This window comes from Limnobacter olei (assembly GCF_029087225.1).
Lineage (GTDB): Bacteria > Pseudomonadota > Gammaproteobacteria > Burkholderiales > Burkholderiaceae_B > Limnobacter > Limnobacter olei.
Genome location: NZ_JARFJD010000007.1, coordinates 213,417 through 229,048 on the forward strand (window position 1 = coordinate 213,417; position 15,632 = coordinate 229,048).

The 15,632-nt window shown below is 52.0% G+C and carries 16 protein-coding genes; 15 read left to right on the forward strand and 1 reads right to left on the reverse strand.

The annotated features are described in order from the left end of the window. Nucleotides 1–3: 3 nt before the first annotated feature. On the forward strand, nt 4–426 hold the full coding sequence (locus PY990_RS06105; RefSeq protein WP_275270861.1) for an NfeD family protein: 423 nt from the start codon (nt 4–6) through the stop codon (nt 424–426). 46 nt (nt 427–472) lie between these two features. Then, complete coding sequence (locus PY990_RS06110) at nt 473–1,378, forward strand: SPFH domain-containing protein (RefSeq protein WP_105029107.1); 906 nt, start codon at nt 473–475, stop codon at nt 1,376–1,378. Between the two features lie 17 nt (nt 1,379–1,395). On the opposite strand, the gene smpB is transcribed toward PY990_RS06110, so the two are convergent. Next, nucleotides 1,396–1,845 carry an SsrA-binding protein SmpB gene (gene smpB, locus PY990_RS06115; protein WP_105029104.1) on the reverse strand — a complete coding sequence of 150 codons (450 nt, stop codon included), beginning with the start codon at nt 1,843–1,845 and terminating at the stop codon, nt 1,396–1,398. Between the two features lie 101 nt (nt 1,846–1,946). Between smpB and PY990_RS06120 the strand changes: the two genes are divergently transcribed. From PY990_RS06120 to PY990_RS06180, 13 genes are all read left to right on the forward strand, one after another. Next, a complete protein-coding gene (locus PY990_RS06120) occupies nt 1,947–2,393 on the forward strand; it encodes a type II toxin-antitoxin system RatA family toxin (protein ID WP_275270862.1) in 447 nt (148 codons plus the stop codon). Continuing rightward, nucleotides 2,393–2,749: an RnfH family protein gene (locus PY990_RS06125; RefSeq protein WP_275270863.1), complete on the forward strand. Its 357-nt coding sequence runs from the start codon at nt 2,393–2,395 to the stop codon at nt 2,747–2,749. Before PY990_RS06120 ends, PY990_RS06125 begins: the two co-directional genes overlap by 1 nt. Nucleotides 2,750–2,838: 89 nt before the next feature. Beyond that, nucleotides 2,839–4,299, forward strand: coding sequence for an IMP dehydrogenase (gene guaB / locus PY990_RS06130; protein ID WP_275270864.1), 1,461 nt, complete (start codon nt 2,839–2,841; stop codon nt 4,297–4,299). A gap of 26 nt (nt 4,300–4,325) precedes the next feature. Continuing rightward, a complete protein-coding gene (locus PY990_RS06135; protein WP_171099084.1) occupies nt 4,326–5,318 on the forward strand; it encodes a sensor domain-containing diguanylate cyclase in 993 nt (330 codons plus the stop codon). A gap of 67 nt (nt 5,319–5,385) precedes the next feature. Further along, nucleotides 5,386–7,008, forward strand: coding sequence for a glutamine-hydrolyzing GMP synthase (gene guaA / locus PY990_RS06140; protein WP_275270865.1), 1,623 nt, complete (start codon nt 5,386–5,388; stop codon nt 7,006–7,008). A gap of 194 nt (nt 7,009–7,202) precedes the next feature. Beyond that, nucleotides 7,203–7,973 (forward strand): ABC transporter ATP-binding protein, encoded by a 771-nt coding sequence (locus PY990_RS06145; protein WP_275270866.1) that lies wholly within the window; start codon nt 7,203–7,205, stop codon nt 7,971–7,973. Further along, the gene (locus PY990_RS06150) at nt 7,973–8,695 is read left to right on the forward strand and encodes an ABC transporter ATP-binding protein (RefSeq protein ID WP_275270867.1); all 723 of its coding nucleotides are present in this window, start codon (nt 7,973–7,975) and stop codon (nt 8,693–8,695) included. The genes PY990_RS06145 and PY990_RS06150 overlap by 1 nt, the downstream gene beginning before the upstream one ends. Nucleotides 8,696–8,741: 46 nt before the next feature. Continuing rightward, complete coding sequence (locus tag PY990_RS06155; protein WP_275270868.1) at nt 8,742–9,947, forward strand: ABC transporter substrate-binding protein; 1,206 nt, start codon at nt 8,742–8,744, stop codon at nt 9,945–9,947. 71 nt (nt 9,948–10,018) lie between these two features. Then, on the forward strand, nt 10,019–10,903 hold the full coding sequence (locus PY990_RS06160; protein WP_008249371.1) for a branched-chain amino acid ABC transporter permease: 885 nt from the start codon (nt 10,019–10,021) through the stop codon (nt 10,901–10,903). A 13-nt stretch (nt 10,904–10,916) separates the two neighbouring features. After that, nucleotides 10,917–11,900: a branched-chain amino acid ABC transporter permease gene (locus PY990_RS06165; RefSeq protein WP_275270869.1), complete on the forward strand. Its 984-nt coding sequence runs from the start codon at nt 10,917–10,919 to the stop codon at nt 11,898–11,900. Between the two features lie 91 nt (nt 11,901–11,991). Continuing rightward, nucleotides 11,992–12,762: a nucleoside deaminase gene (locus PY990_RS06170; RefSeq protein WP_275270870.1), complete on the forward strand. Its 771-nt coding sequence runs from the start codon at nt 11,992–11,994 to the stop codon at nt 12,760–12,762. Between the two features lie 25 nt (nt 12,763–12,787). After that, a complete protein-coding gene (locus PY990_RS06175; protein WP_275270871.1) occupies nt 12,788–13,768 on the forward strand; it encodes an LD-carboxypeptidase in 981 nt (326 codons plus the stop codon). 90 nt (nt 13,769–13,858) lie between these two features. Further along, a complete protein-coding gene (locus tag PY990_RS06180) occupies nt 13,859–15,457 on the forward strand; it encodes an ABC-F family ATPase (protein WP_275270872.1) in 1,599 nt (532 codons plus the stop codon). Nucleotides 15,458–15,632: the final 175 nt, after the last annotated feature.

The following is a 15,632-nucleotide window of genomic DNA, read 5'->3' on the forward strand; positions in this document are numbered from 1 at the left end:
CCATTGAGCAATTTGTCACTGTGGTTGGTATTGGCAGGTATCTTGTTGATTGCCGAAATAACCACGGGTACGTTTTACCTGCTCATGGTGTCCCTGGGAGCGGCCATCGGCGCATTGATGGCCTACCTCGGTCACGGTCTTGAAATTCAAATTGGCGCAGCCGCTGTGTTTGCAGTGGCTGGCAGCCTTCTTCTTCGCAACCGTTCGGTCAAACGAAGCACAACAGACAAACAACACGATGTGCTCGACATTGGCAACAAACTTGAAATTCCTAGCTGGAATGCGGGTGGGCGCGCCAATGTGCAATACCGTGGCGCCACTTGGGCAGCAGAGAGCACCGACAGCACGCCTGTAACCGGCCTGCATCAAATTGTCGATGTGCAGGGCAATGTCCTGAAAGTCAAAAGCGTATCGACACACGCGTAATCGGCCTGACCTTGTTCCAAGGTTTGCCAATCAAAGGAGAAAATTCATGGAAGTTTCAATTGTCATATTGATTCTGGCGATTGTGTTTGTCAGCCAGGCGCTGCGCATTGTGCCGCAGCAAAGTGCGTGGGTGGTAGAGCGTTTGGGGAAATACGACCGAACCTTGCAGGCAGGCTTGAATTTTCTGGTGCCCTTCATTGAGCGGGTTTCGTACAAGCACTCCCTGAAAGAAATTCCCTTGGATGTACCTAGCCAGGTGTGTATTACCAAGGACAACACCCAGCTTCAAGTGGATGGTATTTTGTATTTTCAGGTGACTGATGCGATGCGGGCCAGCTACGGTTCAAGCGACTACATCAGCGCCATTACCCAACTGGCGCAAACCACCTTGCGATCGATTATTGGCCGCATGGAGCTCGACAAAACTTTTGAAGAGCGCGACATGATCAACGCGGCGATTGTAAATGCTTTGGATGAAGCGGCGCTGAACTGGGGCGTTAAGGTATTACGATATGAAATCAAAGACTTGACTCCACCTCGTGAGATTTTACTTTCAATGCAGGCGCAAATTACAGCCGAACGGGAAAAGCGCGCCCTGATTGCTGCGTCAGAGGGGCGCAAACAAGAGCAGATCAACATTGCCAATGGTGAACGGGAATCTGCAATTGCCCGCTCCGAGGGTGACCGGATTGCCGCCATCAACCGCGCCCAGGGTGAAGCCGGTGCAATCAGGGAAATTGCCGAAGCCACCGCCGACGCCTTGCGAAAAGTAGCCGCAGCGGTGGCCGAGCCAGGGGGAATGGAGGCAGTGAACCTGAAAGTGGCCGAACAATATATCGAAGCATTTTCAGGCGTTGCCAAGGCTGGAAATACCCTGATATTGCCAGGCGACCTGTCCAACATGGGTTCCATGGTGGCGGCAGCAATGCAGGTGGTAAAGCAGGGCAAATAATTCCCCTTACAGAGAGTTCAGGTTCGGTGAATCTTCATCAACCGTTCCTGCTCTCGCTTCCAGTCCTTGTCCTTCAGGGTATCCCGTTTGTCATGCTGCTTTTTACCCTTGGCAAGGGCCATGTCTACTTTCACCCGGCCATTTTTGAAATGCAGGTTCAGGGGCACCAGTGAATAACCTTTTTGCTCTACTTTACCAATCAAGCGGTTAATTTCCTTCTTGTGCATCAATAACTTGCGTGTGCGGGTGTTCACAGGGTTGACGTGGGTGGATGCACTGGTCAGTGGCGAAATATGGCAGTTCAGCAACCACAGCTCGCCGTTGCGAACCACGATGTGGCTTTCCTTGATTTGAACACGGCCATCGCGAATGGATTTGACTTCCCAGCCTTCCAGCACAATACCCGCCTCGTACTTCTCTTCAATGAAGTAATCAAAACCTGCTTTTTTGTTGTCAATAATGCTCATGAATTCGGTGAAAACGTCCTTTGGGTGCGGCGTAGCGTGAAAAACGCTAAAATAGAGAGTTTAATCCTTTCTCCGAGCGGTAAACAAACCCTTCAGCATTCATGGCCATTGTAGAAAAGTCCGTGTTGGTTCATTTTTCCACGCAACAAATGTTCGATTTGGTGCGGGCGGTGGCCGATTATCCCCAGTTTTTGCCGTGGTGCGGTGCCGGAAGTGTTGAGCCTGTTGGCGCCAACATCGAAAAAGCGACCGTAGAAATTGCGTTCAAGGGTGTCAAACAAAGCTTTTGCACCATGAACAAACTGACACCACACGAGGAAATCCACCTGACCTTGGTGGAAGGTCCGTTTACCCATCTCGAGGGCACCTGGCATTTCATTGAACTGACGCCCGAAGCCTGTAAGGTACATTTCAAACTGACCTACGAGTTCTCAAGCAAGGTACTGGAGCAATTGGTGGGGCCGGTGTTTACCAGCCTTGCCAACAGTTTCGTGGATTCCTTCATTAAACGTGCAGAGTCGTTACACAGCACCGGGGCGGGGCAGTGATGCTTATCCACTGGCTTGAACTTGGCCCAACCGACGGCGGTGTGCTTGTGTCAATGCCCAGGCCATTGAATGTGCCCGAAAAAACCACAGTGGAGCAGGCACTTCAGGCCATTGGCTTGAGCAGTGAACGCATTGCATTGTTACTCAAGGAACGCGCAGTGTCGGTGTATGGCCTTTACGCCACCGAGGGCATGCTGCTTCACCCGGGCGATCGCATTGAAATTCTGGATGGGCTTAGCTTCGACCCAATGGACAGTCGCCGCAGGCGTGCTCAACACAAGGTGCTGACAAAACGCCAGAAAGAATTGGCCAAATACGAGCGGCGAAGCCGCAAGCAATCAAAAACCGTCCCTTAAAACTTAAATTCCCCGGTTTTTCTGTTTGTAAACCAAAACAGGCATGCTGGGTATCCTTTATAATTCGCTTTTGCGCAAGGAGAAATTGCATGCGTGTCACGCAGAAAGCGTTAACGTTTGATGATGTATTGCTGGTTCCTGCGTTCTCAGACGTTCTTCCCAAAGACACATCCCTGTCTACCCAACTGACTCGAAACATCAGCCTGAACATTCCTCTGGTGTCTGCCGCCATGGACACGGTGACTGAAGCCAGGTTGGCCATTGCCATGGCACAGGAAGGTGGTATCGGTATTGTTCACAAGAACCTGACAGCAACGCAGCAAGCGGCCGAGGTGGCCAAAGTAAAACGCCATGAGTCTGGCGTGCTTCGCGACCCGATCACGATCGAGCCTGAACTCACCGTTCGCCAGGTCATTGCTCTTACACAGCAACACAAAATTTCGGGACTGCCAGTTGTCAAGAATGGCAAGGTGGTGGGCATTGTTACGAACCGCGACCTACGTTTCGAAACAAAACTGGACCAGCCTGTTTCCAACGTCATGACCCCACGAGAGCGTTTGGTCACCGTATCCGAAGAAGACAGCCTGGAGCAGGCCAAGGCCTTGATGCACAAGCACCGCTTGGAGCGCGTGTTGGTGATGGGTGCAGACAACGCGCTGAAAGGCTTGATTACGGTTAAGGACATTCAAAAAGCCACCGAACACCCCTTCGCCAGCAAAGACGTTCACGGCAAATTGCGCGTAGGTGCAGCCGTGGGCGTGGGCGATGGCACAGAAGAGCGTGTTGAAAAGCTGGTGGCTGCTGGCGTAGATGTAATTGTTGTTGATACAGCCCACGGCCACAGCAAAGGCGTGTTGGACCGCGTACGCTGGGTAAAGCAAAACTACCCACAGGTGGATGTAATTGGCGGCAATATTGCCACGGCCAGCGCTGCGTTGGCTTTGATGGAGTATGGCGCAGACGGCGTGAAAGTGGGTATTGGTCCAGGTTCAATTTGTACCACGCGGATTGTGGCTGGCGTGGGTGTTCCCCAAATCAGCGCAATTGCCAATGTGGCCAAGGCCCTAAAGGGCACTGGTGTGCCTGTGATTGCAGATGGTGGCATTCGTTATTCCGGTGACATTTCCAAGGCTCTGGCAGCCGGTGCAAGCGCCGCCATGATGGGCGGCATGTTTGCCGGCACTGAAGAAGCACCAGGTGAAGTCGTTTTATTCCAGGGCCGCAGCTACAAGGCTTACCGCGGCATGGGCTCCTTGGGCGCGATGACACAGGGGTCTGCGGACCGCTACTTCCAGGACCCGGCCAACAATGCCGACAAACTGGTGCCCGAGGGTATTGAAGGCCGAGTGCCCTACAAAGGCTCCGTGCTGTCCATCATTTTCCAGTTGGTAGGCGGCGTCCGTTCTTCCATGGGCTATGTCGGCTGCCGTTCAATTTCTGAAATGCACGAAAAGGCAGAGTTCGTTGAAATTTCATCTGCTGGCATTCGGGAATCACATGTGCACGATGTTCAAATTACCAAAGAAGCACCGAACTACCATGTCGATTGACAAGGCCTGAATACAGCGAAGCCGCCATGCAAAAACCTGACATTCCACACAACGAAGAAGAAAGAACACGGGCAATCCAGAATTTGGGGATGATTTATTCCCCCTCCGAGGCCCGGTTTGATCGAATCACGCGTTTGGTTTGTCGGCACTTTGACATTGATACGGCGCTGGTCACCATTGTTTACAAAGAAATTCAATGGTTCAAATCGCTTCAAGGCCTGAATGCCTGCTCCACAGACAGAGAGGTGTCTTTCTGTGGACATGCCATTCTCAGTGATGAACCTTTGATTGTTGAAAATGCGCTGCTGGACCCCCGGTTCATGGACAACCCTTTGGTTGTCGACGGACCGAGAATACGGTTTTATGCAGGTCAGCCCGTTCGGGATGCATTCGGTATCACGATCGGTACGCTTTGCGTGATCGACAGCGTTCCCCGCGCATTCTCCCAGGAAGACAGGCAGGATCTACGAGATTTCGCGCGCCTGGTTGAAGTAGAACTGGCCAAGCCAATAGAGGACAATGTCGTGAGCCGGTTTGTGCGTTCTTTGAACGAAAATCAAAGGTCTTTGCTGATTGATCCAATCGTCGGCTCTTGGAACAGACGCGGATTTGAAGCACTGCTGGACAAAGAACTCGAGTATGCCTTGCACAAGGGAGAAGACCTTTCCTTGCTGCATGTGAAACTCAGTTCATTTGATTTGATTTTGAACCGGTTTGGTCACGATCGCATTGTTGATTTCACCAAGTTCACTGCGTCCATTATTCGAGACATGTTGCCCAATGGCTCAAGTGTTGGATCCCTAGGGGCAGATGCCTTCGTGGCTGTGTGTTCGGGCATGACCAATTCGGAGGTGGCACGTTTGCTGGAACAGCTGAAAGCTCGTTTTGGTGAAACCACGCTCGAAACCCATGGCGTGAAAGCTCTGGTTGATGTGGACATCAACTTTCTCAGCCTGTCAGGCGACGAACTTCAATGCACGGCAGTGCAGGCAGTGGATCGGCTATTAAGTCTTAGTTAAGCATCGGCCAAGCCCTGCACAACATTGCCTTGGGCCAATTACCTTTAATACATTCAAAGAACGCTTCATGAATCATCAGAAAATTTTGGTACTCGACTTCGGGTCACAGGTCACACAACTCATTGCCCGACGCGTGCGCGAATCCGGTGTTTTCTGCGAAATCCTGCCTTGTGATGTTGAATCTGAACGCATCAAGAACTATGGCGCTTCAGGCATTATTTTGTCGGGCAGCCACCAATCCGCCTACGAAGAGAGCACCGACAAAGCACCCGAAATTGTTTTCAATCTAGGTGTGCCAGTGCTGGGTATTTGCTACGGCATGCAAACCATGGCCATGCAACTCGGCGGCAAAGTTGAAGCGGGTACGGTTCGGGAATTTGGTCATGCCCAAATTCGGGCCCACGGCCACACCAAACTGTTTGATGGTATTCAAGACGAAACCAACGAACATGGCCATGGCCTGTTGAATGTGTGGATGAGCCACGGCGACAAGGTGACCGAACTTCCACCCAACTTCAAGTTGATGGCTTCTACACCCTCGTGCCCAATTGCCGGCATGGCTGATGAAACACGTGGGTTCTATGCCGTGCAATTTCACCCTGAGGTAACGCACACTAAAAAAGGCAAGGAAATACTGGCCCGCTTTGTACGCGACATTTGCGGCTGCAAAGGTGACTGGTCCATGCCAAGTTTTGTGGATGAAGCGGTTGAAAGAATTCGTGCCCAGGTAGGCACTGATGAAGTTATTTTGGGCCTCTCGGGTGGTGTTGATTCTTCCGTGGCCGCGGCATTGATTCACAAGGCAATTGGTGATCAGCTCACCTGCGTGTTCGTGGACCATGGCTTGCTTCGTTTCAAAGAAGGCGAGCAGGTTATGGAAACCTTCGCCAAACATTTGGGTGTGCGTGTTGTGCATGTGAACGCCACCGAAGAATTCATGGGGCAGCTGAAAGGAGTTACCGATCCCGAGGCCAAACGCAAAATTATTGGTAAAGCATTTGTGGATGTATTCCAGCGTGAGGCTGGCATGCGTGCCAACGCCAAGTGGCTTGCACAGGGCACGATTTACCCGGACGTGATTGAATCAGCGGGCGCAAAAACGGGCAAAGCCACCAGTATCAAAAGCCACCACAACGTGGGCGGTTTGCCCGATACGCTGAATTTGAAATTGCTTGAACCCCTGCGTGACTTGTTCAAGGACGAAGTGCGTAAACTTGGCGTTGAACTTGGCCTTGACCCTGAAATGGTTTACCGCCACCCGTTCCCCGGGCCGGGCTTGGGTGTTCGAATTCTTGGCGAGGTGAAAGCCGAGTATGCTGAAATTTTGCAGCGTGCCGATGCCGTGTTCATTGAAGAATTGCGCAACACCAAAGCCACAGCCAAAGACGCAGCGGCTGAGCTGTGCACCGAGGAACAAATTGGAAAAAGCTGGTACGACCTGACCAGCCAGGCTTTTGCAGTGTTCTTGCCTGTGAAATCGGTGGGTGTAATGGGCGATGGCCGCACCTACGAATATGTGGTGGCCATTCGCGCAGTACAAACCCAAGACTTTATGACAGCACACTGGGCACACCTGCCTTATTCATTGTTGGGCCGTATCTCCAATCGCATCATCAATGAAGTAAAGGGAGTAAACCGGGTGGTCTACGACGTATCGGGCAAGCCACCTGCGACCATTGAGTGGGAATAAGCCAATAAAGCACATCCCGTCACTTACCTCAGCCTTACAGAAGAGCCCGCAAATGCGGGCTTTTTTGCATCCAGGGGGTGAGGTTTGCCCTAATTCCCGAATGAAAACACACATGCCACCATCATTGACGATATTTAACCATCGGCGCAGCCCGGCACCGGTGGGTACAACGACAATGACAACATGGAGAACCCATGGCAGAAGTAGTGTTGGAGACAAGGGCGTTGACCAAGGAATTCAAGGGATTCACTGCGGTCAGCGATGTGAATTTAAAAGTACAGCGTGGTCACATCCACGCGTTGATCGGCCCCAATGGCGCAGGTAAAACGACCTGTTTCAATTTGTTGACGAAATTTTTAACGCCCACTTCGGGCCAAATTTTGTTCAACGGCAAAGACATCACCAGTGCAAAGCCAGCCCAAATCGCCAGGCAAGGCATTATTCGGTCGTTTCAAATTTCCGCAGTATTCCCACACCTCACAGTGCTTGAAAATGTACGAATTGGCTTGCAACGCCCATTGGGTAATTCGTTTCATTTCTGGAAAAGTGAGAAAAAACTCTCGGTGCTCAATGACAAGGCCATGGCTTTGCTTGCGCTGGTTGACCTGGAAAGCTTTGCAGACACCCTGACCGTAGATTTGCCTTACGGCAGAAAACGTGCGCTTGAAATTGCAACCACATTGGGCATGGAACCTGAATTGATGCTGCTGGATGAGCCCACCCAGGGCATGGGCCACGAAGACGTGGACCGCGTTACACAATTAATCAAGAAGGTTTCTGCTGGCCGAACCATTTTGATGGTTGAACACAATATGAATGTGGTGGCGGGTATTAGCGATCGCATCTCCGTGCTACAACGCGGCGCAGTGCTGGCTGAAGGCAGTTACGCTGAGGTTTCGCGCAACCCCGAGGTGATGGAGGCCTACATGGGCTCCACCACTGGAGTTCTGGAGGGTGCGCACTGATGAGTAATGCATCGACAAGCACTGCGCTTGAAATCGCCGGGCTTAATGCTTGGTATGGCGAATCACACATTTTGCACAACCTCAACCTGACTGTTAAAACCGGTGAGGTGGTAACACTATTGGGAAGAAACGGGGCAGGGCGCACCAGCACCCTGCGCGCCATCATGGGATTGACTGGTTCGCGGAAGGGGTCGATTAAAATCAATGGCACCGAGGCGATTAACATGCCCACCCACAAAATTGCCCACTTGGGTGTGGGTTACTGCCCGGAAGAACGGGGCATATTCTCTTCCCTGTCTGCGGAAGAAAACCTGATGCTGCCACCCTTTGTTTCAAAAACTGACAAAGGCATGAGCGTGGCAGAAATTTACGAGATGTTCCCTAACCTGGCCGAACGCAAAAAAAGCCAGGGCACGCGTTTGTCAGGTGGTGAACAGCAAATGCTGGCCGTTGCGCGCATTCTGAGAACTGGCGCCAAACTCTTGCTGCTGGATGAAATTTCTGAGGGGCTTGCGCCTGTTATTGTTCAAGCCCTGGCCAAGATGATTACCACCCTGAAATCGAAGGGGTACACCATTGTGATGGTGGAACAGAATTTCCGTTTCGCAGCCCCACTGGCCGACCGGTTTTACGTGGTGGAACACGGCCAAATTGTGGAGGCTTTTGCTTCCTCGGAACTCGATGAAAAAATGCCCGTGCTGCATTCGTTGCTGGGCGTATAAAAAACCAACCTTTCAAGGGATTGGACTTAAACCAAAGGAGATGATGATGAAATTAAAACCAATCGTAACTGGACTGACCGCACTTTTTGCATTTGCTGCCAGTTCGGCCCAGGCACAAATTTCCAATGACACCATCAAGATTGGTGTAATCACCGACATGTCTGGCCTGTACGCCGACATTGACGGGCCTGGTGGTGTCGAGGCTGTAAAAATGGCGATCGCTGATTTTGGCGGCACCTTGAATGGCAAGAAAATCGAACTGGTGTTTGCTGACCACCAAAACAAGGCTGACATTGCAGCCAGCAAGGCACGCGAGTGGTTTGACACTGAAGGTGTCGACATGCTGATTTCAGGTACTAACTCCGGCACGGCTTTGGCCATGGCCAAAGTAGCCGATGAAAAGAAAAAACCCAACTTTGTAATTGGCGCCGGTACTGCCCGCATTACCAATGAAGAATGCAACCCTTACAGTATTCACTATGCCTATGACACGGTAGCAATGGCCAAAGGCACTGGTTCAGCTGTAACTAAGCAGGGCGGGAAAACATGGTATTTCCTGACCGCGGACTACGCCTTTGGCACCTCGCTGGAAACCGATACCACCGCAGTGGTAAAGGCCAGTGGCGGCACTGTAAAGGGCGCCGTTCGTCACCCTCTATCAGCGTCTGACTTTTCCAGTTTCATGCTGCAAGCGCAAGCCTCGGGTGCACAAATTCTAGGCCTGGCCAACGCCGGTGGTGACACAGTCAACTCTATCAAGGCGGCCAATGAATTTGGAGTTACAGGCAGCATGAAACTTGCCGGTTTGCTGATGTTCATCAACGATGTGCACGCATTGGGCTTGGGGCAGACCAAGGGCATGTACCTCACCGACAGTTGGTATTGGGATCAAAATGACGAAACCCGCAAGTGGTCCAAACGCTTCTTCGACAAAATGAAAAAAATGCCCAGCAGCCTGCATGCAGCCGATTACTCGGCGACTCTGCAATACCTGAACGCTGTGAAAGCTGCGGGTACGGATGATGGCGCCAAAGTGATGGAAGCGCTACGCAAACAAAAGGTGAACGACATGTATGCCAAAAACGGCTACTACCGCGCCGACGGCAGCATGATTCACGACATGTTCTTGATGCAGGTGAAAGACCCCAAGGAATCCAAAAAGCCTTGGGACTACCTGAAGGTTGTTCAAGCCATTCCAGGCGAACAGGCATTCACCACCAAAGCTGAGACCAAGTGCGCTTTGTGGAAGTAATGCATTAAAACCAAAACAAGACCAATGCCCCTGAGGTTTAACCGCCCAGGGGCTTTGCGGGACACGTACTCATGGAAATATTTGGAATTCCCTTGCAGGCCTTTCTTGGGCAGTTATTGCTTGGCCTGGTGAATGGCTCGTTTTACGCCATGTTGTCACTGGGTCTTGCTGTTATTTTTGGCTTGCTCAACGTGATCAATTTTGCCCATGGCGCGCTGTACATGATGGGTGCATTTTTCGCGTGGATGGGCATGGCCTATTTCAACCTGAATTATTGGGTGATGCTGCTGCTTGCCCCCTTGTTGGTGGGCGCCTTCGGGATACTGATTGAAAAAACAATGTTGCGCTGGCTTTACAAGCTTGACCACTTGTATGGCTTGTTGCTGACCTTCGGCATTACCTTGATGCTGGAAGGAATTTTCCGCTCGATTTACGGGGTTTCCGGTCAACCCTATTCAGTGCCAGAAGCCTTGCAGGGTGCGACCAACCTAGGCTTCATGATTCTGCCCAACTACCGTGCCTGGGTCGTTGTGGCCTCGCTGGTGGTTTGTTTTGCCACCTGGATCATGATTGAAAAAACAAAACTTGGAGCCTTGCTTCGTGCCGGTACTGAAAACCCGCGACTGGTGGAGGCCTTTGGCATCAATGTACCCTTGATGGTGACGCTTACCTACGGCTTTGGTGTGGCACTGGCTGCATTCGCGGGTGTACTGGCTGCGCCGGTTATTCAAATTTCACCGTTGATGGGATCCAACCTCATCATCACCGTGTTTGCGGTTGTGGTGATTGGTGGAATGGGATCTATTCTGGGTTCAATCATTACCGGGCTCACCTTGGGCATTGTGGAAGGATTGACCCGTGTGTTTTATCCAGAATTGTCAGCCACAGTGGTGTTCATCATCATGGCGATTGTGCTCATGATTCGCCCGGCCGGTTTGTTCGGCCGCGAGAAATAAAGGGTTTGACACGATGAACAAAAATACAATTATCGCGATTGCGGCAATCATTCTCGCCCTGGCGGCACCGTTTTTCATGTACCCGGTGCTGCTGATGAAACTGCTGTGTTTTGCACTGTTTGCATGTGCATTCAACCTGTTGATTGGCTACACCGGTTTGCTTTCCTTCGGGCACGCCGCTTTTCTGGGCGGCGCCGGTTACATTGCCGGGTATGTCATTCGAGACCTTGGTATGCCCTTTGAGCTTGGTTTGCTGGCGGGCGTGGCATTTGCAGCGCTCATTGGTTTAATCATGGGTGCTTTGGCCATACGACGGCAGGGCATTTACTTCACCATGATTACGCTGGCCCTGGCACAAATGCTGTATTTCATCTTTTTACAGGCGCCATTTACCGGCGGTGAAGATGGTTTACAAGGCATACCGCGCGGCACCTTGTTTGGTGTTGTCGACCTCAGCAACGACTTGACACTTTACTTCGTGGTATTGGCCATTTGCATCGCAGGCTACGCCCTGATTGTTCGCACTGTGCATTCGCCCTTCGGGCAAGTTCTCAAGGCGATCAAGGAAAATGAACCACGCGCAATATCACTGGGTTATGACGTGGACAAATACAAGTTGCTGGTGTTTGTTTTGTCAGCTGCATTGTCGGGTTTGGCAGGCGCAACCAAAGCCTCGGTGCTTGGCTTTGAAACATTGACGGATGTGCACTGGACGATGTCTGGCCTGGTGGTGCTGATGACCTTGGTGGGTGGCTTGGGCACTCTGGCAGGCCCCATTGTGGGTGCCATTGTGATTATTGCCCTGGAAAATCGCATTGGTGAATTTGGCACCTGGATGGCGGTGACCACCGACATTGCCTGGTTCCGCTCACTTGGGGAACAGGTCACGATCGTGACTGGTTTCATTTTCATTGTGGTTGTGCTGGCCTTCCGGCGCGGAATTGTTGGGGAAATTATTGCGTGGAACCAACGCAGATTGCTTAAGTCGGGTCAGTAAACTGAAGCCGCCCACAGACCAAGAACCCGGCCTGGTGCCGGGTTTTTTTATGTCAAACTGAGAACACTTTATTGGGCTTACTTTGAAAACCATGCAAACCCGCAAGCTGTCCGACAAATTTTCGATACTGGCCCACCAAGGCCAGCCAGAGGACACGCCATGGATGGAACTTGCATTGCAGCAGGCGAGGCTTGCTGCACAGGCTGGCGAAGTACCGATTGGCGCAGTCGTGGTAATCGATGGCAAAGCCGTTGCCAGGGCACACAACGCACCAGTTTCATTGAACGATGCCTGCGCACACGCTGAAATTCAGGCCATTCGCCAAGCCTGTCAGGCGGTTGGCAATTACCGCCTGGGTGCACAAGCCACCCTATACGTCACACTACAACCCTGCCTCATGTGCATTGGTGCAATTTTGCATGCGCGGCTGGGTCGCGTGGTGGTGGGTTGTGCACAGTCACGCTACAACGGGGATTTGAAACAGTCCTTGTCAGTGTTCGAGCAAGCGCAAGCCTGGCACCCCTGTGTTTTTGAAACTGGTTGTATGGGACAGGAAAGTGAAGAATTGCTGGGCAATTTTTTCAAAGCGCGCCGCAAGCAGCGAGAAGAAACTGTTGCTGAATTGGCCAGTCTGATGCACCTGCCCAATGCCAACAAACAAACAATTGACGTACTTGCGCAACTTGGCTTTCACACTCCGCATGATTTTTTACAGACAGGACTGCAGCAAGCCAGTGAAAGATTGGCTGAACATAGCCGCGTGTTGAAAGCAGGGCAGCACACCCAGCAGGCCGCTATTCTGGCCAGTTTGTGCGATTATTTCAACGGAGAACCCGTGCGTTCGTGGAAACAGTATCTGTGAGCTTACTTTTTAAACCGGAATTGAATTGAACAGCAAACCGCCCATCTCGACAAACCAGGCCCTGAACCAGCTGGTCATGTTTTCGCCCAGTGGCGCGCTGGTTGATGAAACCTTGCTCGACCGGGCCTGCAACCATTTGAGCAGTCAACATGGGTTCAATGTGATTGAAATGCCTGAATCACGCCGGCGCACACAGCGCTTTGCAGGTGACGAAGCCACGCGTATGGCCAGCATTGAAAATGTATTTGCCATGAATACCCCCAGCCTGCTGATGGCCACCCGAGGGGGTTACGGCTTAAGCCGATTGATGCCACTGTTGAATTTTCCGGAACTTGCTGCATTGCTGAATGCAAATGCGCATGTGTTGTGCGGCCACAGCGACATTACCAGCCTGCAATTGGCGTTGCTGAAAGTTGGCGCACAACCTGCCACCTTGTTGCACGGGCCCATGGCTTGCTTCGATTTTGGAGCAGAGCAGGGTGCCGACCCACTCACGCTTGAACACTTTTTGCGTGCCGTAGAAAAACAGGCAGTACATATTGAATGGCCTGCTGAATGCATCGGACTGAGCGCAGAACAACAAAGCAGTGCAATTGAAGGTCCGGTATGGGGTGGCAACCTCACCTTGCTGTGCAGTCTTTTGGGAACCCCTTGGTTACCCAGTGTGTCTGGCGGCATCTTGGTGCTTGAAGATGTGAACGAGCCAACCTACAAAATTGAGCGCATGCTGCTTCAGTTGCTGCACGCCGGCGTGTTGACCCAACAAAAGGCCATTGTGTTGGGTAATTTTTGTGAACCCAAACCTGGCGCACACGACAATGGCTACAACTTGCGCAGCGCCGCTGAATTTGTTCAAAGCCAACTGACACATGTACCAGTATTGTTGAATTTTCCATTTGGTCACTGCACCCCCAAGGCTTGCTGGTTTCAGGGCGGGCAGGGCACCTTGACCATGACTGGCGGGCACAAGGAATTCAACGCACGCCTGGTTCAAACCGTTCGCTAGTCGCAACCTCCGAGCCCACATTCAACGCACTCAAAGCCCGGGCATGTATAATGCCCCCTTCGTTAAAAATCACTGAATTTTCCAATACTTATGCTCACCGCAGCCAATATCACCATGCAGTTCGGCGCCAAGCCGCTTTTTGAAAATATCAATGCCAAATTTGGCGATGGCAACCGCTATGGTTTGATTGGCGCAAACGGCTGCGGCAAATCCACTTTCATGAAAATTCTGGGTGGCGACCTGGAGCCCAGCAGCGGCACTGTGGTGATCGAGCCCAATGTGCGGCTGGGAAAGTTAAGCCAGGATCAATTTGCGTTTGAAGAACACCGCGTGCTGGATGTGGTCATGATGGGCCACAAGGAAATGTGGGCTGCAATGACGGAACGCGATGCCTTGTATGCGAACCCCGAAGCCACCGACGACGACTACATGCGCGCAGCTGACCTTGAAGCGGTGTATGCCGAATTCGGCGGCTACGAAGCCGAGGCCCGGGCAGGTGAGTTGCTGCTGGGTGCGGGTATTCCGCTTGAAAACCACAATGGCCCAATGAGTGAAATTGCCCCAGGCTGGAAGCTGCGGGTGCTTCTGGCACAAGCCCTGTTCTCGAAACCTGATGTGCTGTTGCTGGATGAACCCACCAATAACCTGGATATCAATACGATTGCCTGGCTGGAAAACGTACTAAACCAGTATGAGAGCACCATGATCATCATCAGCCACGACCGCCACTTTCTCAATGAAGTGTGCACCCACATGGCTGATCTGGATTACGGTACATTGCAAGTAGTACCCGGTAATTACGACGATTACATGCTGGCTGCAGCCCAGGCACGCGAACGAGCACAAGCATCCAATGCGCGTGCCAAAGAACGTATTTCCGATCTGCAAGACTTCGTACGCCGTTTTGCGGCCAACAAATCAAAGGCGCGCCAGGCCACCTCGCGCCAAAAGCAGATCGAGAAAATCAAGCAAGACACAGTCATCCTGAAACCCTCTTCACGGCAGAATCCGTTCATTCGCTTCGAGCAGAAAAAGAAGATGCACCGCTTGGCTGTGGAGCTGGACAACATTAGCTTGGCCTACGGCGACAACAAGGTGATCCGGGACTTCTCCATCATGGTGGAGGCAGGCGACAAGGTAGGTATTGTGGGCGCCAACGGCATGGGTAAAACCACACTACTGAAGCTGCTGGCCAAGGCTTTGGAACCCACTTATGGTGAAGTGAAGTGGTCTGAGAATGCAGACCTGGGTTACATGGCACAAGACGTAAGCGACGAATTCAATGTGCCTTTGAATTTGCGTGAATGGACCGAGCGCTTCTCTCAGGAAGGCGACGACGACCAGGCCATTCGCGGTATTTTGGGGCGTTTGCTGTTCTCGAATGATGAAATTTCCAAGCAGGTGAAAGTGTGTTCAGGTGGTGAGAAAAACCGACTGGTGTTTGGTCGCCTGATGCTGGGGCGCCACAATGTTTTGTTGCTGGACGAGCCTACGAACCATCTGGACATGGAATCGATCGAATCACTTCAATACGCACTGGAGAAATACGAAGGCACAGTGTTTGTGGTGTCGCATGACCGCCAGTTTGTTTCTGGCATTGCCACGCGAATTTTTGAAATGCGTGAAGACGGCATTACCGATTACCGCGGCACCTACGAAGAATACCGCGAGAGTTTGGGGCTGAACTGATAGAACAGTGCTGCTGGTAGAGATACTGAATTGGCGGGGATGCTTATGGTTTTGCTCAGTCTGCCGATTCAAGATCAAGTCGCCCGGTTTGGAACGCAGCGAGGGGCGACCTGCAAGGTCGATGCGAAGACGCGCTGGCGTTTCGCATGCCCCGAGCCAGTTTCAAACAGGGGAA